Here is a 19,002-nt window from a genome sequence, read left to right as displayed (position 1 = left end):
ACTAAATTTCCGCGGTCACATCATGAACAGTGGATCAACGTCGACATCTATTCTAATATTGCTGGATCTGCTTTTCTCTATTATATACCTTCCTACGCTGGTCAATAAGTCCTGGTTTGACCCTTTCAGCAATATCTGAAACCGGTACCTATCCCGCAATTTAGCCAGGTAGCAAGGGCCCGGTCCAAGAATATCCACACTTTCATCGTGGCCAGACAACAGTTCTCTTATTAATCGGCCCAGTTCTGAAGCCGTCGCTTCAGCCCTTCTTTCCGTGGCTGAACTAACTATAATCCTTATCAGCCGGCTAAACGGTGGATATTTCATCGACTTTCTAAACCCGATCTCTTGATGATAAAATGAAGGATAATCGTGCTGAATAACGTATTTGATCGCGTGGCTATCAGGCTGGTAGGTCTGGATTATTACCTCGCCCGGATTAGACCCTCTGCCCGCCCGTCCTGCCGCCTGGAGCAACAGTTGAAAGCTACGCTCGCAAGCCCTGAAATCCGGCAGGTTCAGCATAGTGTCGGCGAGAACAACCCCTACTAAGGTAACACCGTGAAAATCAAACCCCTTGGCCACCATTTGGGTTCCCACCAGGACGTCGATTTCTCCCCTTGTCATAGCTTCGACGATTTGGCGAGGAGAGTTCTTCCTATGAGTCGTATCGGTGTCCAGCCTGGCAACCCTGGCTCGGGGGAAAGTCTTCATGACTTCCTCTTCCACCTTTTGCGTGCCCACTCCAAGCTTCCGCATATACACGCTCCCACAGCGCGGACATGTCTCCTGATGGTGTATTTGGGAAAAACAGTAATGACAGTGTAGCTTTCCCGTAACCCGGTGATAAGCCAAGGGCACCGAACAATGTGGACAGGTCAAAACCAACCCGCATTCACGACACATGACGAAGGTAAAAAAACCCCGCCTATTCAAGAAAAGTATCACCTGCTCGCCCTTATCCAACCGTTCTCCTATTTTTTGTCGTAATAAGTCCGAGAATATGCTGCGATTACCATTCTTAAACTCAGCTCTCATATCGACAACCTGCATCCTGGGCAACATATTACTGCCAATACGTTCTGGAAGTTCCAATAACTTGTAATCCCCAATCTGAGCCCTGTAGAAAGTCTCGACCGAGGGGGTAGCGCTGCCTAGCAACAGAACCGCATTTTGCAGCTGAGCCCGCCTCTGGGCTACCTCCCGCGCATGATACCGGGGAAAATTTTCCTGTTTGAACGTGTATTCCTGCTCTTCATCGATAATAATCAATCCCAGGTTGTTAAGAGGAGCAAATACAGCGGAACGAGCCCCCAACACCAGGTCCACTTCGCCGGTTAGAATGCGCCGGTATTCCTCGTATCTTTCGGCATCAGAAAGCCCGCTATGCAAGACTGCCATACGAGAGCCTACCCTGGCGGAGAAAACGCGTATCATCTGTTGGGCCAAGGCGATTTCCGGCACCAAAACCATCACTTGCTTGCGCAAAGCCAGAACCCGCTCTACCACCTGAAGGTAGACCTCGGTCTTGCCGCTTCCCGTAACCCCGAACAGCAGGCAACGGGCGAATTGTCCCGAGTTAACCAAAGATGAAATAACCTGTATGGCGTTCTGTTGGTGCGAAGTCGGCAGAAGCGGCTGTTCACTCGGGCTGTCAGTCACCCGTTTTTTGGTGATAATGCCTTTACCCAGAAGACTGGCTAAGCTTGACCGAGGGAACCTCTTCTCTAGCTCCTGGGCACCAACTTGCCCGCGTTCGTACAACCATCTAACAATTTCAAACTGACGCGGGGCTCTTCGTTCTAGATGCGGCAGTTCCGTTGAAGCAAACTTAGGTCCCAATTCATAAACTTGTTGGGTCGAAACAGTTCGATACAGTCCATATCTGCCAGTGCGCGCAACCAGTCCCTTATCTTCAAGGGTCTTTAGCAACACCTCGCCTTCTAGCATACGGTAAGCTTCTTTGACATCTACCTCTCCCTCCTCCCAAAGACGAACCATTAGATCAAGTACTTTATCATTACCAAAGGCTTGAACCACTGCCACGCCTTGGGCCTGGTCTACCAAAGGAACAAGACAGGCTTTCCTCTTCTTTCTTAGCGAATGCGGGATGACGCTATTAAGCACGGCACCGACTGAGCACAGGTAGTATTCGGCCATCCATTCTGCCAGTTTCAAGATGTCTTCCGTCAAAACCGGTTCATCATCCAGCAGTTTGATAATGCACTTCAATCTTGCCACTCCTGGCTTGTCTGTGAAACGCAGCACGTACCCTTCGCGGTGACTCTTTCCTAGAGGAACTAACACCCGCATTCCAACCTTTATCTTAGAAGCCAGTTCAAGCGGAACCTCGTAAACATAAACTCTATCTACGCTAGCCAAACCCAAATTTATCAAGACCTCGGCATACATCCTTAGCTCCCCCTAAACCAAGAAGCCGGGTACAAAACCCGGCCAAAGTAATTACCCAAAATAGCTACTGATTGACACTTGCATTAAAAGCACGTAGTTCTCATGCTACGAACCTTCACAACTCCTACCTCAGAGCCCTGCCAGTCTCCTTAATTCCTCCGCCTTGTCTGTCTTTTCCCAGGTAAAGTCCTCATCGTTTCGGCCAAAATGCCCGTATGCTGCGGTCTTCTTGTAAATAGGCCGGCGCAGGTTAAGATCCCTGATGATAGCCGCAGGACGAAGGTCGAAAACTTCGTTGATAATATCCACGATCTTCGACTCCGCTATCTTACCAGTGCTGAAAGTATCGACAGAAACGGAAATCGGCCTGGCTACCCCTATGGCGTAAGCCAACTGCAGCTCGCATCGATCCGCAATACCTGCAGCTACCAGGTTTTTGGCCACGTAACGAGCAGCGTATGTCGCCGACCGGTCCACTTTCGTAGGATCCTTGCCAGAAAAAGCTCCTCCTCCATGGCGAGCCATGCCTCCGTACGTATCGGCTATAATCTTCCTCCCGGTTAACCCGGTGTCCCCCTGGGGACCTCCGATGACAAACCTTCCGGTAGGATTAATGAGGTAACGGGTATTGCGGTCCAGCATATGAGGCGGAATCACGGTTTCGATTACGTTTTCTATAATGTCTTCTCTTATGGTCGCAAGCGAAATATCAGGATGGTGCTGAGTAGACACGACCACGGTCTCCACACGAACAGGGGTATCGCCGTCATATTCGACCGTAACCTGTGTTTTCCCATCAGGTCGTAGATAGGGAATTATACCGGACTTGCGAACTTCAGCCAAACGCATGGCCAGCTTATGAGCAAGCATTATAGGCAGAGGCATGAGTTCTTCTGTCTCATTAGTAGCGTAACCAAACATCATCCCCTGGTCACCAGCCCCTGTGGCCAGTTCTTCCTCGGTGATCTCCCCCATCTTAGCCTCTAATGCCCGGTCCACGCCCATAGCTATATCCGGGGACTGCTCGTCGATTGACGTTATTACCGCACAAGTGTCACAATCAAAACCGAATTTAGCCCGCGTATACCCTATCTCACGTATGGTTTCCCGAACCAGTCTCGGGATATCTACATAGCAGCTGGTAGTAATCTCCCCGGCTACCATGACCAAACCGGTAGTAACCAGGGTCTCACAAGCTACCCTTCCCATCGGGTCTTCAGTCAAGATGGCGTCCAAGACCGCATCTGAAATCTGATCCGCAATCTTGTCCGGGTGCCCCTCGGTAACCGATTCCGAAGTGAACAACCGCTTCATGCAACTTCAGCTCCTTTAATAAAATACAGGACGACGCCTGAAAACCGCCTCAGAACAATTCCGATATGCGGTCCAAAATAACATTTGCTAGGTCAGATTTTGCCATACCAGGCAACGGGGTAGTATCACCTTGTCTAGAGATTATGGTAACGATGTTGGTGTCTGTCCCGAATCCTGCTCCCTCCAAGGTAACATCATTGGCTACGAGCAGATCAAGATTCTTCTTGTGCATCTTGTCCACAGCGTTGGCGATCAAATCCTGGGTTTCTGCGGCAAAGCCGACTAGTATCCGGTTACCTTTGTCTTTGCCTAATTCGGCCAAAATGTCCGGGTTCCGGGTAAGTTCGATGACCAGGTCGCTATCGCCTTTCTTCAACTTTTGCTGGCTGAATTGGCGGGGCCGGTAATCGGCTACTGCCGCCGCCCCTATCACCACATCACAATCCCTATAGTAGTCTCGCACCCTACGATACATCTCTTCAGCACTGGTAACCGGAACATATTCTACACCTAGCGGAACCGGCAAATCAGTCGGCCCACTCACCAGAATTACCTTGGCCCCCCGTGCTAAAGCAGCTCTGGCTAGAGCGTGCCCCATTTTCCCGGTGCTGCGATTGCTGATGAACCTGACAGGATCAATAGCCTCTCGGGTTGGGCCCGAGGTTACGAGCACGGTTTTGCCGGCGAAATCCAACCGTGGGTTCAACAAGCTCATTATTTTATGATAGATTCCTTCGATATCGGGAAGCCTCCCTTTCCCCTTCGCTCCACAGGCCAACTCCCCTTCCTCCGGTTCCAAAACATGAAACCCGTATTCCCGCAATCTCTGGAGGTTATCCTGTACGATCCGGTTGGCGTACATATTGGTGTTCATAGCCGGCACCACAAGTATGGGCGCTCGGGTTGCTAAAACCACGGTAGATAACAAATCATCGGCCAGCCCGTGAGCCATTTTGCCAATTATATTGGCCGTGGCTGGACAGATGACCAAAACATCTATCTCTTCGGCAACACCGATATGCTGGACTTTCCACCTGTTATTTTCCTCAAAAGAATCAACCAACACCGGGTTGCCCGATAAGGTCCTGAAAGTTAAAGGGGTAACAAACCTGGTGGCATTCCGAGTCATTATCACATGTACATCGGCTCCGGCTTTCGCCAACCGGCTAACCAGGTCTGCCGTCTTGTACGCGGCAATACCACCGCTTACACCTATGCCCACCGTTTTGTTAAATTCCATAAAGGCAGCCCCCACCCGTTACGGTTTCTTATACTTGATCCTGACCTTGCCTCCGCTAACCTCATCTAACGCTAAGGAAACCATACTGGATAGTCTCCAGTTTTCATCTTTCTTGTGGAGTTCAGATAATGCCCTCGCTCGTTTGGCTACAGCCACGACTATGGCGTACTTACTGTCACTGACCTTCATCAACTTATTTATCGAAGGCGGTCTCATTATCTTCCCCCCTTATCAATCTTGTTACCCTGCATCGTTCTGCCACCATAATCGCCACCAACTTCTCCGCCGCCGCTTCCACGCGATCGTTAACCACGAGATAATCATAATGCTGGAGCTGGGCCATTTCCTCAGCGTAACTGGACAACCTCTTTTCAATCGCCTCAATTGAGTCCTTTCCCCGCTTACGTAAACGGCGGGCGAGTTCTTGAACATCAGGAGGGGCTATAAAGATGAAAACTCCTTCAGGGAACTGGTGTCTGATCTGCCTTGCCCCTTGAATGTCGATCTCCAGCAGCACGTCTTGTCCTTTTTGCAAGTTTTCTAAAACAAAGCTACGAGGCGTCCCGTAATAATGATCATAAACGAGAGCCCATTCCAGGAATTCGCCCTGCTCTACCAACTGGCAAAAAGTATCTTTCGATAGAAAAAAGTAATGCTCTCCGTGCACTTCGCCAGGACGTGGAGGTCGGGTGGTAGCTGACACCGAATACTGTATATCGATCTGCTGTTTGAGTAAAGTGTCCTTTAGAGTGCCTTTGCCTACACCCGAAGGCCCAGAAATCACAAACAGTATACCTTTTCGTTTCGGTAATACCCCATCATGCACGCCTATTCCTCTTCCGCACTGGTAGTTTCCTTGACCGAGAGACGGTTGGCCACGGTTTCTGGTTGTACCGCGGAAAGAACCACATGCCCGCTGTCTACGATTATAACTGCCCGCGTACGACGACCGTAGGTAGCATCGATTAATACCCCTTTTTCCCGGGCCTCTTGAATTATACGCTTGATCGGAGCTGATTCGGGGCTCACTATGGCCACGATCCGGTTGGCTGCTACTATGTTCCCAAAACCAATGTTAACTAGCCTTATCTCCATAACGCCCCCGCTATGCGGGGTTCCACCTCCTGTAATCATTCTATGTTCTGAAATTGTTCTCGCATCTTCTCCAATTCGGCTTTAACCCCAACCACCAACTGGCTGACCAGCAGGTTATTGGCCTTGGAACCGATAGTGTTTATCTCCCGAAACATCTCCTGCAACAAAAAATCACCTGTCCTGCCTACGGCGCCTCCCGCAGCCAATAGACCCGTCAGTTGTTCTATATGGCTCCTTAACCTTACAATCTCTTCTGTGATGTTAACCCTGTCGGCAAAGAGTGCGATTTCCTGGTATATCCTGTTCTCGTCAAGCCTCATGTCAGGCAAAAGTTCTTGTACCCTTATTCTCAACCTATCAGCGTACTCCTTAGGAATAACGGCTGCCTGCTCTTCTATTTTGTCTACCATTGTCTTTATCTGTTGGTTACGTGAAAGGATATCCTGCCTAAGATTCTCGCCCTCCCTCTCCCTCATTCCCAACAAGAGCAAAAGGGCCTCATCGACAGCCCTGGTTATAGTCCGCCACACAGCGTCCATGTCCTCGGTTTCGTCTTCCAAGTTGAAGACTTCTGGAAGTTTGAAGACGTCGATTACCGAGAAATCGGATGAAATCCCTAGATATTCTGCCAATTCTATCAAGGATTTATGATAAGCCATCGCCAAACCTTTGTCAACTTTCAGGCTCCGTTCGGCCTCGCCAATCCGCTCGACGTTAAGGCTCATCTCGATTCGACCTCTGATTACGTGCCTCTTGACCTGCTCCCGAATCCGGTCTTCTAAACCCGCATATCTCCGGGAGAGTCTGATATGTAGGTCAAAAAAACGATGGTTAACGCCTTTAACTTCGCAGGTCACCCGGTAAAAGTCGTCGGATACATCAGCCCGACCAAATCCCGTCATACTTCTAATCGTCACTATAGTCAGCTCCTAGGTATAGTACTTGTAGTTACGGCCTGATTAAAACTCGACCTTCCCCAATGCATCATGCATCCTCTGTAGAGCTTCTCTGAGCCGGTCCTCCTCTACGGTAAGAGCGATCCTGAAGTAACCCTCTCCGTAATCCCCGTATCCGGTCCCAGGAGTGATGATAACCCCCGCCTTTTCTAATACCAGTTCAGCGAAGCTAGCAGAAGTATACCCTTTGGGCACCGGAGCCCACACGTAAATACTCCCTTTAGGAGGCTCCAGCCTCCACCCCATCTCGTTTAACCCCTCGATCACCACATCGCGTCTTCTTTGATACAGGTTCCGCATAGCCTCGACACAGTCTTGTGGCCCTTCCAACGCGGCTATCCCTGCTTCCTGAACAGCCTGGAACACCCCGGAATCCACGTTAGACTTGAACCTGGTTAAAACCTCAACCGCGTCCCTGTTTCCACACGCCCAGCCTATTCTCCATCCGGTCATATTAAAAGTCTTCGACAACGAGTGGAACTCGATGCCGACGCTCCTCGCCCCTTCCACTTCCAGAAAACTGATGGGCTTGAACCCGTCAAAAGCGATCTCGGAATAGGCGTGGTCGTGACATACCAGGATATCGTAATACCGAGCAAATTCAACCACTTTTTTGAAGAACTCAGCATCGGCCACGGCACCGGTCGGGTTGTTCGGATAATTTAAGAACATCAACTTCGCTCTTTTGGCTTTTTCTTGCGGTATATCTTCAAGGGCAGGCAAAAACCGATTCTCGGCTGTAAGCGGCATCTGATAAGGTTCTGCTCCAGCCAAGATTGCACCTATATTATAGACCGGATAACCAGGGTCGGGTACCAGGCTCACATCTCCCGGATCGACAAAACAAAAAGATATGTGGGCTATGCCTTCTTTTGAACCTAACAAGGATACTATTTCCGATTTCGGGTCCAGTTCAACCCCGAAACGATCAAGAAACCAGGATGCCACGGCCTCTCGGAACCTAAGCATTCCTACAGAACTCGGGTACTGGTGATTGGCCGGATCCTTAATAGCTTGTTCCATCCGTTCTATTATGTGAGGCGGAGTAGGTCGGTCCGGGTCTCCTATGCCTAAGCTGATGACGTCTACTCCCTGCTCACGAGCCTCTTCGATCTTCTTTTCGATCCTGGCAAAGAGATACGGTGGCAGTTTTTGCATTGCCTGGTTCTCTTTCACTTCCTATACCCCTCCTAAAGCTTTCTTAAATCGACCTCACCGGTAAAAACCTCCTTGGCTTCCCCGGTCATGTAAACATGGTTGTTGTCCGGGTCCCATTCGATTATCAGCTCTCCGCCTTTCAGCCGCACGGTAGCCCGGCGCCCGGTAAGGTCGTTCAGGTAAGAAGCTACCAAAGTTGCGCAAGCCCCGGTACCGCAGGCCAAGGTCTCGCCTGCACCGCGCTCCCATACCCGCATGCTCACCGTGTTTTCGTCCTCGATCTTAGCGAACTCCACATTTGTCCTGCTTGGGAAAACCGGGTGGTTTTCGAGCACTGGCCCCCATTCACTGACAGGGACAGAGGAGAACTCATCCACAAACACCACACAGTGGGGATTGCCCATAGACACCGCCGTAATCCGAAACCGCCCGGCCGTGGTGTCCAACTCCTCGCCGACTACCTTACCCGGGCTTCCTAGCATCGGAATCAAGCTTCTTTCCAGAATCGGTTCCCCCATATCCACCCTGACCTTTTCTACCTCTCCGTTCTTTAGTATGACCTCAGGATAACGCGGGCCGGCCAGAGTATTCACCGATATCCTGGTCGTGGAAACGAGTCCTCTTTCCCAAACGAACTTGGATACACAGCGAATGGCATTCCCGCACATCTCCGGTTCTGAACCATCGGGGTTAAATATCCTCATAAAAACGTCTAACTCCCGGTCTTTCCCCACTATGACCAAACCGTCGCCCCCGATCCCGAAGTGGCGATCGCATAGCTTGATCGCTGTTCTGGAATAATCCTCAGGCGAGAGCTCGCTTTTTTCGGCTTCGATTACGATAAAGTCATTACCCAATCCGTGCATCTTCGTAAATCTCACAGGCTCCATCCTCCGCTCAGCTTGTGCTGTTCTTAAGCTCTAATTTTAGCATAATTCTCATAAAGTAAAAGCTTTCTTGAAAAGACCGTTTTTACAGCTTGGTAGCACATCTTGCTTCCCGCCAGTCCCAGTATCATCAGCCATTGCCAAGGACAAAGCGGTACTGTGTCAAATACCGGCTGCAACCGGTGAGAATAAACCGCCAATCCCTGAAGCATGGCAGAGGAGAGAATCGCTGCTATGAGAAATTTGTTACCGAAAAATCCGATTTCAAAGGGAGTGAACTGTTCCGAACGACACTCGAGCACGTAAAACAACTGAGCCGCAACCAGGTAAGTAAAGGCCATGGTTCGGGCCAAGGCCAGGTCGACCTGTCCCGCCAATTTCCCGCAGACTATACCGACGGTAAAAATGACCAGAGTCGTCAAACTGATAAACAACCCGCGCCCCAGAATTCCCAAACCTAAACCGCGGGCAAATAAACTCTCATTCTTAGGACGAGGCTTCCTCTTCATAACCCCTGGTTCAGGTGGCTCAACCCCCAGAGCCATTGCCGGTAGCCCGTCCGTAACCAAGTTTACCCAAAGAATCTGGATGGGAAGCAAGGGCAACGGCATCCCCAACACAGCGGCCAAAAACATGGTTAGGACTTCCCCGACGTTGCATCCCAACAGATAACGCACAAACTTGCGGATGTTGTCATAAATAGCCCGCCCCTCATGAACAGCAGCTTCAATCGTTGAAAAATCATCGTCAGCCAATACCATACACGAAGCTTCTTTGGTAATCTCGGTACCGTTAATTCCCATGGCAATCCCTATATCGGCTTCCTTAACAGCCGGCGCGTCATTCACCCCGTCACCGGTCATAGCTACCACGTGTCCCGCTTTCTTCAACGCCTTAACTATACGAAACTTGTGCTGCGGCGAAACCCGCGCGAATACCCTAACGGTTTCGGCACAATTGACCAGCTCCTTGTCGGTTAACTGGTCAATTTCGGATCCGGCTATCACCTGTTCTTTCGTAGTAATACCTACGCTTTTGGCGACAGCTAAAGCGGTGGCCGGATAATCCCCAGTTATCATTACCGGAATAATACCAGCTCGCAAACACCTGGATACCGACGTGCGTGCTTGCGGCCTCGGAGGATCCACCATACCTCCAACTCCTAGTAGAATCAGGTCATTTTCCAGGGCGGCATCATCGGAAACTTCCAGTTCAGCTTCACTTAGGTCCTTGTAAGCAAAAGCTAGAACCCTATAAGCTTCCTGGGCCCACTCTTGCTGCAAGCCAAGAAACCGTTTTCTGACTTCATCTGTCAACACTGCGGTACCAGCTTGGCGAGCGATTCTGGAACACCGATCCAAGAGAACGTCTAAGGCTCCTTTAACGTAAACCCTAAAACCGTTGTCTCCTGCCACTACCACGGTCATAAGCTTACGCTCGGAATCGAAGGGAACTTCTCTTACTACATCCCTCGATCCCTTGTAGCCCGCCTTTAAGGCCATAACTAGTAACGCCCCTTCGGTAGGATCTCCATAAAGCACCTGTTCACGGTTCTCCAGGTCTATTTCGGCATGATTACAGTGGTAGGCACACTTTATCAACAAAGACACGGCATTGTTCGCTAAAGCATCTAATACCCTTTGGCCAGCCATGAACCGTCCTTCTAAACTATACCCTTCGCCGGTAATTGTAGCTTCTTGCTCCCAGGTAGCAATCCTTTTTACGGTCATCTGGTTTTGGGTTAAGGTACCGGTTTTGTCAGAACAGATTATGGTGGTACAGCCCAAAGTTTCTACTGCCGACAGTTTTCTTACCACGGCGTTGCGCCTGGCCATACGCTGAACCCCCAAAGCCAAAACCACGGTAACCACTGCTGGCAGCCCTTCTGGTATGGCCGCTACCGCCAGGCTGACCCCGGCCATGAACATCGACAACGGTGGCTCCCCTCGGACTATTCCCAGTATCGATACGAATATACAAACGCCAATACAGAGCACTATGAGGGTATTACCTAATTGGTCCAGCTTCGCTTGCAAGGGAGTTGGCTCTGGACGCGACACCTTCATCATGAAGGCTATCTCTCCCATAACCGTCTTCATTCCGGTGGCCACAACCACCCCTTTCCCTCTCCCCCTGGTTACTACCGTCCCCATAAAAGCCCGGTTGGCCATCTCTGCCAAGGGTATGTTTACAGGTAGAATAACATCCGCCGTTTTGTTCACCGGAACCGATTCCCCGGTCAAGGCTGATTCTTCGATCTCGAGACTGTAGGTTTCAATCAATCTAAGGTCAGCCGGAACTCGATCTCCGGTTTCTAAGACCACTACATCTCCGGGAACCAGTTTTTCAGCCATAATCTTTTGCTTGCGTCCGTCCCGAATCACTGTAGCAACGGGAGAAGACATCTTTTTTATCACTTCTAACGATCTCTCAGCCCGGTACTCCTGAATAAAACCCAAAACGGCGTTGACTATTACTATAGCAAGAATGGTGACCGCGTCCACCATTTCTCCCAGCAGCCCTGACACCACTGTGGCCGCGAGCAAGACCAGGACCATCGTGTCGGTGAACTGCCCGATGAACTTTTTCAAAGGACTGCCCCGTTTTTCCTGATCTATTTTGTTAAGTCCGTCCCTCAACCTCTTCTCGGCTTCTCTGGACGACAGCCCCTTCTTGAAGTCGGTTCTCAATCGACGGACTACTTCAGGCCACGGTTGTTCATGCCATGCAACCTCGAACATATTTCCCCACCCCTCTTCCTCGCTCTGACAAAATATTATTCGTCGCGGGGCAGGAAAAGAATCGACAGCGGAGCACTCGAAGCTTCTGCTGAAAAAACAAGAAGCTGATGGGCCTTGATAAAAGAGACACGCACAACGTTCCCGGTAAACAAGCTTGGCCAGCTTGCGTATCGCCTGTCGTCTTCTCGCTGGCCAAGCAACACTGGTTTCTTTCAACCCTCCAGCTTCAGTAAACATGCCGGGATCATTCACAGTGAAGCAGATACCGGTTGTCCAGTGGGAAAAGAACTGTGGTAACGGAAGATTTTGTGCCGGACCGCGGCGATATTGTTTGGCTATTGAGGAAACAAAAAAGCCGCCTTCGCGAGGAAAAGGCGGCTTCCAAAGCGAGACACATCAATCGCGCTTGCGCAAATACTGCCGGGTCCGTTGATTAATGCCCCATGTAGCATCGGTCAGCTTGCTCGAAATATAAGAACGGATGTTGTCATCTAGCTCGGGGTTGGTGTAGTCTACAAACATGTACAACACCCGGAGCACCGCAGCCATGTTGAGGAGTAGCCTTTCGGGCGGAGCCTTCTTTAGAACGCTGTCTTTGGACCCGTAATAAAACAACATCCTCTTTACCACCCAGAGTATTTCTACGTTACTCCACACTCTCTTGTCGAGTATCTCTTCCAGCAGAGCTTCAGGTCCGATAGAGTTTTCCCGGTTACAGATCTCTCGCCATTCCGTGCTATCAAAAAGTGTTAGCTTAACGTCTTCAAGACCGGTGAAGATCTCGTGCTCATCCATTTCATAAGTTCCCCCTTTCCTAAAATATTGCCGGGAATCCCTCGAGGCTAAGCAAGCCGAAGACTGGATAACCAACAGATCAAAAAAAACGTTCCTGTCGGCGGGAAAAGCAGGAACGGTTTCTAAATCAGAGCTACTTCGTTACAACTATGTCGATAGCTTTCACCACGACAGTTGCGACATCGCCTTCTCTGATTTTCATCCTGTCCATCTCCTGTACTGGTATTACCCCAGTAATATGTTGGTTCTCTCCGAATCTTACAGTAACTTGAGCCATGAAGTCGCCGTGGATGACCCTGATTACCTCTCCTGTGAAGCGGTTAATCCACCCAGTGTTTTCGTAGGTCTTCCAATATCTAGCATCAGAAGTGGATGTTTGGGTTTCCCATCCATAATAATGGTGATAAACATCACACTCATCCTGGGTCTTACGGCAAAAGCTTTCAACCTCACAGAAGCGACACTGTGGATACAGTTCCATGATGCTTTTTGCCCTCCCCTATCGTCAGCACTCGCCATGTTTTTCTAATGGTTGCCGTTCAAAACTTCTCTAATCTTCTACGCCTAAAAGCCTTGCCATTTGTTCCCGCCTGTGAAATCACACACCACACGTTCCATTTTACTACACCGGCGCGCTGAACGACCATGGTGGGGATTGGCAAGAAAAGATACTACTACGCGTTACCACTCTCGAAGCAGGCCTTGTCCTTGCCGACCATATGGTATGTGCGGTAGCCCCCGCTGATGCTTTTAGCTGTGAATCCATGTTGTCGCAAAATGCGATAAGCGATATAGCTCCTCAAGCCAACTTGGCAATAAACCAAAATCTCTTTGTCTTTTGGTAATTCACTGAGCCTTTCGCGCAGGTTGTCAACGGGGATGTTAAGGGCCCCTGGCACTGCCCCGTCTTCTACTTCCCTCTTGGTTCGAACATCCAAAAGCAGCGCCCCCTGGGCCAGTCTTTTGTCAACTTCATGCCAGTGAGCTATCTCTACATTACCCTGTACCATATTACCAGCAACGTACCCGATCATATTCACCGGATCCTTAGCGGAAGAAAATGGGGGAGCATACGCCAACTGCAAATCCTGCAGGTCGAAAACCGTCATTCCTGCTCTTATCGCAGTTGCCAGGACATCGATACGTTTATCAACCCCTTCATAGCCCACGATCTGCGCTCCCAGCACCTTCCCGTCACCCGGTGAGAATATAAGTTTCATGGCCATCGGGGTCCCGCCCGGGTAATAAGTGGCGTGGGGAGCGGGATGAGTATGACAGGCCAGGTGTTCACGTCCCAATCGGTTCAGGGTTTTCTCGTTGCTCCCGGTCACCGCCACTACCATGTCCATTATTTTTACGATAGCAGTTCCCTGGCTACCTTTATATGGCGTGGGCTGCCCGGCTATGGTGTCAGCAACCAGCCTCCCTTGTCTGTTGGCAGGTCCGGCGAGAGGAATCAGGACATCTTGACCAGTAACGTAATCCTTGACCTGAATCGCATCTCCTATCGCGTAAATAAAAGGATCCGAGGTACGCAGGTACTCGTCTACTAGGATACCGCCAGTAGGGCCGATTTCTAGCCCCGCTTCCTTTGCCAGCCAGACCTCAGGCCGAACCCCTATCCCCAAAATGACAAGTTCTGCTGGCAAGGTCTTTCCGCTGGCAAGCTCTACCTCTTCCACTCCAGAAGAACCTTTTATAGACACTAACTTGTCGCCGAGGCGCAAGTCTACCCCGTTGTCACGTAAATAGCAATGGACTATCGCCGCCATTTCAGGATCTAGAGCCCGCATTACCTGAGTATCGGCTTCCACCAACGTTACTTTGGTACCACAGGCCATTAAGACCTCTGCCATTTCCAAGCCAATGAAACCACCACCGACAACAACCGCCGTTGAAGGCTTTCGAGTCTCGATGTGGGCCTTAATAGCATCACTGTCCGGCACGTTACGGATGGTAAAGACATTCTCCAGGTTGGCCCCCGGTATATCCGGAACTACCGGACTGGCTCCGGGGGATAGAACAAGGTAATCATAGCTCTCCCTGTACGCCTCTCCAGTGGCCAGGTTTTTGACCTCCACCTCTTTCTCCCCAGGCAATATGCGCACGACTTCACTCAAAGTGCGCACATCGATGTTGAACCTCCGGCGCATCGCTTCGGGGGTTTGTACCAAGAGCTTTTTCCTGTCCCGTATGACACCGCCTACATAGTAGGGCAGGCCGCAGTTAGCATAAGAGATGTACTCGCCTCGCTCAAACATCACGATGTGGGCCTCTTCATCGAGCCTTCTCAGGCGCGCAGCCGCACTGGCTCCTCCGGCAACCCCGCCCACAATAACCACTTTCTTACTCATTTCTTTCCCCTCCTTTAAAGTCTAACCTTGACGTATTCCCTGGCCTGCAAAGTAACGTACTTGTTCACCTCTTGGATGAGACGGCGTTCAAAAAAACTACTACTTTTAGGATATTTTATCTCATTCACGATCGGCAAAAGAAGCCTTTCCGTATGTCGTATTTCTTCTCGTATGCGGTCAGGCAACAAGTCGTACTCCTCTACCCCGTAGAGCTTGCGCAAATGATCCAATATATCGAACGCCTGATTTCGAAATCCGACTACAGCCGCCTGCTGGAGCAAAGTGTGTTTGTCCAGGTCCAAGCTGAGGAATTCCCTGATGATCCTGAGCCGTAACCTATCAGACTTGGTCAGCAACAGGCGCTCCGAGACCTGCCTTTTTCTCGATTCAATCGATAACACCTGTAACAGAATATCGCGGTAAAAGGCTTTTACCATGTCCGACATGCGACACTCCTCCCAGACTTCCCCCACGGTGTATCTTCGTCACCACTTCTTCATTCTCCTCTATCCGTCGACAAAAAGGGGGTAGATTCTGCCCATAAGATTCAAAAGCACGCGGGGCTTTTTCCATTTTAGAATTCAAGGCTGGTTCTTATAGTCTTTGCTCATCTCCAAGTGCCGTTCCGGCTGACACCTTCATTCCAGGGCGAGTTGAGCAAGTATACCCTAAGTGTTATACTTTCCTAGGGGGTGTATCCGTATGCCTTTCGACGGGCTTACCATCGCTGCACTGTGTGAGGAACTGAATCCTTTTCTCCAAGGCTGCCGAATTGATAAGATTCTGCAGCCCGAAAAAGATGAGATTGTACTATCTTTGCGCAAACCCAAGGGAAGCAAGAGATTGGTGATTTCCGCCAATCCCGGTTGGTCCCGGTTACACCTCACCGATGAACGAAAAGAAAATCCGGCTACTCCCTTCGCCTTTTGCATGCTGTTGCGCAAACATCTGGATGGAGCCAGAGTGAAGGAGATTGTTCAGGTCGACAGCGAACGGGTAGTCAATATCCGGTGTGAGGCTTTGAACGACTTTTTGGAATGGAAAGAAAAAGTCCTGGTTTGTGAGTTCACCGGTAAACATACTAATATCATATTGATGGACCCTGAAACCAATCTGATCACAGACGCCCTCAAGCGATTTGGCCCTGATAGCAACTCGTATCGCGAGATCTTGCCTGGACACCCTTATGTGCCGCCCCCCGCACAGGGCAAATTAGAGGCCGAAAACGCTACCTACGAAGAGTTTGCGGCCCGGCTCTGGGAAACAGGCGACAGCAGCCTAAATAGAGGAATGTTTCGGGTATGTGCAGGCATCAGCCAGTTTACTGCTAGATATATATGCCATCGGTCAGGCTTGGATCCAGATCTGCCAACAGACGAATGTGGTGAGTTGGAATTATCTAAGCTCTTTCTCACCTGGCGTTCTCTTTGGGAACAGGCCAAGAACAGCCGGGTAAACCCGACGGTCCTAACCGGCCCCCGAGGAGTCTTGGAGTTTTCCCCTTTTTCTTTGTTACCGATGGCTTCTCAAGAAGCCGGCGAAGAAGTCTTGACTTTCGCTTCCGTTAATCAAGCTGTTGACTATTATTTCTATCATAAGCTCAGTCAGCTCAGGGCCTACTCGTATAAAACTAACCTGTTGCGAACCCTCAAAGCCCATCTGGAAAAGGCTTACCGCAAAGCCCTTTTACAGGAAGGCGACCTCGTTCAAGCCGAGAAGACCTTTCCTTACCGCACTTGGGGAGAACTGCTGACTGCCTACGGGCACCAGATTGAGAAAGGTCAAACCGAAGTCGAGCTCATAGACTTTTATACGGGAGAATCGGTAACAGTTGGGCTGCTTCCGCACCTCACTCCGATCGAAAACGCCCAGCGCTACTTCAAACTGTATGCTAAAGGTAAAGCCGCAGCCCTTCACGCCGAAAAACGTTTACGGGAAACCCGACAAGAAATTGCCTACCTTGAATCAGTACAATTTGCCCTTGAACAAGCAGAAACTATGGACGAAATAGAAGAAATAGCAGAAGAACTGGATAGAGAAGGGTATATAAACAAAGATAAAAAAAGAAAAGCGCGCGTCAAGGAGGAACGGCTGCAACCCCGTATGTTCCTGTCTTCAGACGGCTACAAAATACTGGTTGGAAGAAACAACCTGCAAAACGAACAACTGACTCTGAAAGCCTCGGGGCACAACGACCTCTGGCTGCACGCCAAGGACGTACCCGGGAGTCACGTTATCGTCCGGTTGAGCAAAAACATCCAGAGTATTCACGAAGTTCCAGACCACACCCTGGAAGAGGCAGCCCTGTTAGCTGCCTATTTCAGCAAAAGCCGGGAATCTGACAAGGTTGCTGTAGATTACACTTTCAGAAACAACGTCAAAAAGCCCAAGGGCTCAAAGCCGGGCATGGTAGTCTACGACAACTACTGGACCCTTTACGTCAATCTGAAAGACCCGCGGTTAGAATCCCTGCTACGAAAAGAGTTTAAGCCGGAAATTGACGCGGATTGACGCAGCTTTTAAGATTTGCATTTGCAATGACTCTTCCCAATAAGTATGGGACTTCTGAAGCTTTAAGATGACTAAAGACAATTTGCAGGGTCTAAAGAATAATCGTTCGCAATCATAACTTGTTTACTTATTATCATTTATTGTCATTCAGTTGCCAATCCGCTACTAATCTGGGTCAATCGGCGTCTAAACCACATCAGTGCTCATCTGTGCCCATTTGTGTTTATCTGTGGCTCAGTATCGGCTACCTGGTTTCACTAAAGGGATCTTACCTGCCTTGCATAACGGGCAATTATCAGGCTCGAAGGTTTCGATATCGACTACCAGCACCGACTCCGTTCTAACCCCGAAATCCACCTTCCCGCCGCTGCGGTCTACTAGCGCTGCTACTCCAATCACGGCGCCTCCTTCTTCTCGTACCACCTGTATTACTTCTCGCACTGATCCTCCGGTAGTAATGACATCCTCGACCACCAGTACACGCTGTCCCGGAACTACGGTAAACCCGCGGCGCAGCTTCATCTCCCCGTTTTCCCTCTCGCAAAACATGCCCTTGACCCCCAGCTTCCGGGCCACTTCATACGCCACAATGATACCTCCCATAGCTGGTCCAATCACCACTTCTACGTTGTCGTTTCGAAAACGGGAAGCCAATTCCTCGGCCAGTTCCTCTGTGTAACACGGGTATTGCAGCACCGAAGCACACTGAATATAACGATTGCTGTGCCTGCCTGAACTCAATAGAAAATGTCCTTCTAGAAGCGCGCCCGTGGTCGCAAAAATCTGTTCTGCCCTCTCTTTGCTCATCATATTGAAGCCTCCAATTCTTCAATGATTCTCATTGCCGCTTCTCTTCGATTCTTTCCCCTCAGAATCGGACGGCCTATCACGATGTAGTCTGCCCCCAACTGGATAGCCTGGGCGGGAGTAGTAATCCTCTGTTGATCATCTTTGTCAGCCCAGACAGGCCTTACCCCAGGTGTGACTATGAGAAATCCTGGCCCGCACGCCTCGCGAATGGCGGCGATTTCGTGCGGTGAAGCCACCACTCCCGAAAGGCCACATTCCCTGGCCATCAAAGCCCATTCCACTACGAGCTCTTCCATTCCCAATTGAATCTTGAGGTCCTCTCTTAACTGCTGCTCCGAAATGCTGGTAAGAACCGTCACCCCTAGTACCCGGGGCGGAGAAATCCCCAGGCATCCGGCTTCCTCCAGGGTAGCCTTTGCGGTCTGCCTCATCATTTCGCGGCCACCGGCTACGTGAACGTTAAACATGTATGCTCCTAGCCGGGTTATTATCCTCGCTGCAGCACTGACCGTATTGGGGATATCATGAAACTTCAGATCAACAAATACTCTGCCGCCTGCCCGGGTAATTTTTCTGACAATGTCCGGGCCGGCGCTGTCGAAAAGCTGCATCCCTATCTTGAAAACCCCCACTACATCTCGCAGTTCGTCAACTAAAGACAGGGCCTCCTCTTCTGTATCTACATCGAGGGCCACAATGAGTCTCTCCGGCGGTTTCATGCCTCATGCC

17 protein-coding genes are annotated in these 19,002 nt (G+C 50.2%); 1 reads left to right on the top strand and 16 read right to left on the bottom strand.

Annotated elements, in window-relative coordinates; genetic code table 11:
* Nucleotides 1–15 precede the first annotated feature (15 nt).
* From priA to SLIP_RS04165, 14 genes are all read right to left on the bottom strand, one after another.
* Nucleotides 16–2,412, bottom strand: coding sequence for a primosomal protein N' (gene priA / locus SLIP_RS04230; protein WP_013175040.1), 2,397 nt, complete (start codon nucleotides 2,410–2,412; stop codon nucleotides 16–18).
* A 129-nt stretch (nucleotides 2,413–2,541) separates the two neighbouring features.
* Nucleotides 2,542–3,726, bottom strand: a complete 1,185-nt coding sequence (metK, locus tag SLIP_RS04225) for a methionine adenosyltransferase (protein WP_013175039.1) — start codon at nucleotides 3,724–3,726, stop codon at nucleotides 2,542–2,544.
* A gap of 49 nt (nucleotides 3,727–3,775) precedes the next feature.
* Complete coding sequence (gene coaBC, locus SLIP_RS04220; protein ID WP_013175038.1) at nucleotides 3,776–4,966, bottom strand: bifunctional phosphopantothenoylcysteine decarboxylase/phosphopantothenate--cysteine ligase CoaBC; 1,191 nt, start codon at nucleotides 4,964–4,966, stop codon at nucleotides 3,776–3,778.
* 18 nt (nucleotides 4,967–4,984) lie between these two features.
* Entirely contained in the window at nucleotides 4,985–5,182 is a 198-nt protein-coding gene (rpoZ, locus tag SLIP_RS04215) for a DNA-directed RNA polymerase subunit omega (protein WP_013175037.1), read from the bottom strand.
* Entirely contained in the window at nucleotides 5,160–5,792 is a 633-nt protein-coding gene (gene gmk / locus SLIP_RS04210) for a guanylate kinase (protein WP_013175036.1), read from the bottom strand. Before gmk ends, rpoZ begins: the two co-directional genes overlap by 23 nt.
* A gap of 2 nt (nucleotides 5,793–5,794) precedes the next feature.
* A complete protein-coding gene (gene remA, locus SLIP_RS04205) occupies nucleotides 5,795–6,061 on the bottom strand; it encodes an extracellular matrix/biofilm regulator RemA (protein WP_041432709.1) in 267 nt (88 codons plus the stop codon).
* 35 nt (nucleotides 6,062–6,096) lie between these two features.
* Nucleotides 6,097–6,978, bottom strand: a complete 882-nt coding sequence (locus SLIP_RS04200) for a YicC/YloC family endoribonuclease (protein WP_013175034.1) — start codon at nucleotides 6,976–6,978, stop codon at nucleotides 6,097–6,099.
* A 42-nt stretch (nucleotides 6,979–7,020) separates the two neighbouring features.
* A complete protein-coding gene (locus SLIP_RS04195; RefSeq protein WP_013175033.1) occupies nucleotides 7,021–8,193 on the bottom strand; it encodes an LL-diaminopimelate aminotransferase in 1,173 nt (390 codons plus the stop codon).
* A 14-nt stretch (nucleotides 8,194–8,207) separates the two neighbouring features.
* A complete protein-coding gene (gene dapF / locus SLIP_RS04190) occupies nucleotides 8,208–9,056 on the bottom strand; it encodes a diaminopimelate epimerase (RefSeq protein WP_013175032.1) in 849 nt (282 codons plus the stop codon).
* Nucleotides 9,057–9,088: 32 nt separating this feature from the next.
* The gene (locus SLIP_RS04185; protein WP_013175031.1) at nucleotides 9,089–11,803 is read right to left on the bottom strand and encodes a cation-translocating P-type ATPase; all 2,715 of its coding nucleotides are present in this window, start codon (nucleotides 11,801–11,803) and stop codon (nucleotides 9,089–9,091) included.
* 396 nt (nucleotides 11,804–12,199) lie between these two features.
* Nucleotides 12,200–12,598, bottom strand: a complete 399-nt coding sequence (locus SLIP_RS04180; protein WP_013175030.1) for a hypothetical protein — start codon at nucleotides 12,596–12,598, stop codon at nucleotides 12,200–12,202.
* Between the two features lie 133 nt (nucleotides 12,599–12,731).
* The gene (locus SLIP_RS04175) at nucleotides 12,732–13,079 is read right to left on the bottom strand and encodes a TOBE domain-containing protein (RefSeq protein WP_013175029.1); all 348 of its coding nucleotides are present in this window, start codon (nucleotides 13,077–13,079) and stop codon (nucleotides 12,732–12,734) included.
* Between the two features lie 193 nt (nucleotides 13,080–13,272).
* On the bottom strand, nucleotides 13,273–14,952 hold the full coding sequence (locus SLIP_RS04170; protein ID WP_013175028.1) for an FAD-dependent oxidoreductase: 1,680 nt from the start codon (nucleotides 14,950–14,952) through the stop codon (nucleotides 13,273–13,275).
* 14 nt (nucleotides 14,953–14,966) lie between these two features.
* Nucleotides 14,967–15,398, bottom strand: a complete 432-nt coding sequence (locus tag SLIP_RS04165; protein WP_013175027.1) for a hypothetical protein — start codon at nucleotides 15,396–15,398, stop codon at nucleotides 14,967–14,969.
* A gap of 256 nt (nucleotides 15,399–15,654) precedes the next feature.
* Here SLIP_RS04165 and SLIP_RS04160 point away from each other — a divergent pair, with 256 nt between their 5' ends.
* A complete protein-coding gene (locus tag SLIP_RS04160) occupies nucleotides 15,655–17,463 on the top strand; it encodes an Rqc2 family fibronectin-binding protein (RefSeq protein ID WP_013175026.1) in 1,809 nt (602 codons plus the stop codon).
* A gap of 234 nt (nucleotides 17,464–17,697) precedes the next feature.
* Here SLIP_RS04160 and pyrE read toward each other — a convergent pair whose 3' ends face one another.
* Complete coding sequence (gene pyrE, locus SLIP_RS04155; protein ID WP_013175025.1) at nucleotides 17,698–18,273, bottom strand: orotate phosphoribosyltransferase; 576 nt, start codon at nucleotides 18,271–18,273, stop codon at nucleotides 17,698–17,700.
* Nucleotides 18,270–18,992, bottom strand: coding sequence for an orotidine-5'-phosphate decarboxylase (gene pyrF / locus SLIP_RS04150; RefSeq protein WP_013175024.1), 723 nt, complete (start codon nucleotides 18,990–18,992; stop codon nucleotides 18,270–18,272). Before pyrF ends, pyrE begins: the two co-directional genes overlap by 4 nt.
* Nucleotides 18,993–19,002 lie beyond the last annotated feature (10 nt).

Source organism: Syntrophothermus lipocalidus DSM 12680, assembly GCF_000092405.1.
Lineage (GTDB): Bacteria > Bacillota > Syntrophomonadia > Syntrophomonadales > Syntrophothermaceae > Syntrophothermus > Syntrophothermus lipocalidus.
This window is presented reverse-complemented; position numbering and strand designations above follow the sequence as displayed.

Bases quoted from the DNA above. Each gene is read 5' to 3' on its own strand.
- priA (WP_013175040.1), bottom strand. From the start codon at position 2,412: ATGTATGCCGAGGTCTTGATAAATTTGGGTTTGGCTAGCGTAGATAGA.
- SLIP_RS04180 (WP_013175030.1), bottom strand. From the start codon at position 12,598: ATGGATGAGCACGAGATCTTCACCGGTCTTGAAGACGTTAAGCTAACA.
- SLIP_RS04170 (WP_013175028.1), bottom strand. From the start codon at position 14,952: ATGAGTAAGAAAGTGGTTATTGTGGGCGGGGTTGCCGGAGGAGCCAGT.
- pyrE (WP_013175025.1), bottom strand. From the start codon at position 18,273: ATGATGAGCAAAGAGAGGGCAGAACAGATTTTTGCGACCACGGGCGCG.
- metK (WP_013175039.1), bottom strand. From the start codon at position 3,726: ATGAAGCGGTTGTTCACTTCGGAATCGGTTACCGAGGGGCACCCGGAC.
- SLIP_RS04160 (WP_013175026.1), top strand. From the start codon at position 15,655: ATGCCTTTCGACGGGCTTACCATCGCTGCACTGTGTGAGGAACTGAAT.
- coaBC (WP_013175038.1), bottom strand. From the start codon at position 4,966: ATGGAATTTAACAAAACGGTGGGCATAGGTGTAAGCGGTGGTATTGCC.
- SLIP_RS04165 (WP_013175027.1), bottom strand. From the start codon at position 15,398: ATGTCGGACATGGTAAAAGCCTTTTACCGCGATATTCTGTTACAGGTG.
- remA (WP_041432709.1), bottom strand. From the start codon at position 6,061: ATGGAGATAAGGCTAGTTAACATTGGTTTTGGGAACATAGTAGCAGCC.
- SLIP_RS04185 (WP_013175031.1), bottom strand. From the start codon at position 11,803: ATGTTCGAGGTTGCATGGCATGAACAACCGTGGCCTGAAGTAGTCCGT.
- SLIP_RS04175 (WP_013175029.1), bottom strand. From the start codon at position 13,079: ATGGAACTGTATCCACAGTGTCGCTTCTGTGAGGTTGAAAGCTTTTGC.
- pyrF (WP_013175024.1), bottom strand. From the start codon at position 18,992: ATGAAACCGCCGGAGAGACTCATTGTGGCCCTCGATGTAGATACAGAA.
- rpoZ (WP_013175037.1), bottom strand. From the start codon at position 5,182: ATGAGACCGCCTTCGATAAATAAGTTGATGAAGGTCAGTGACAGTAAG.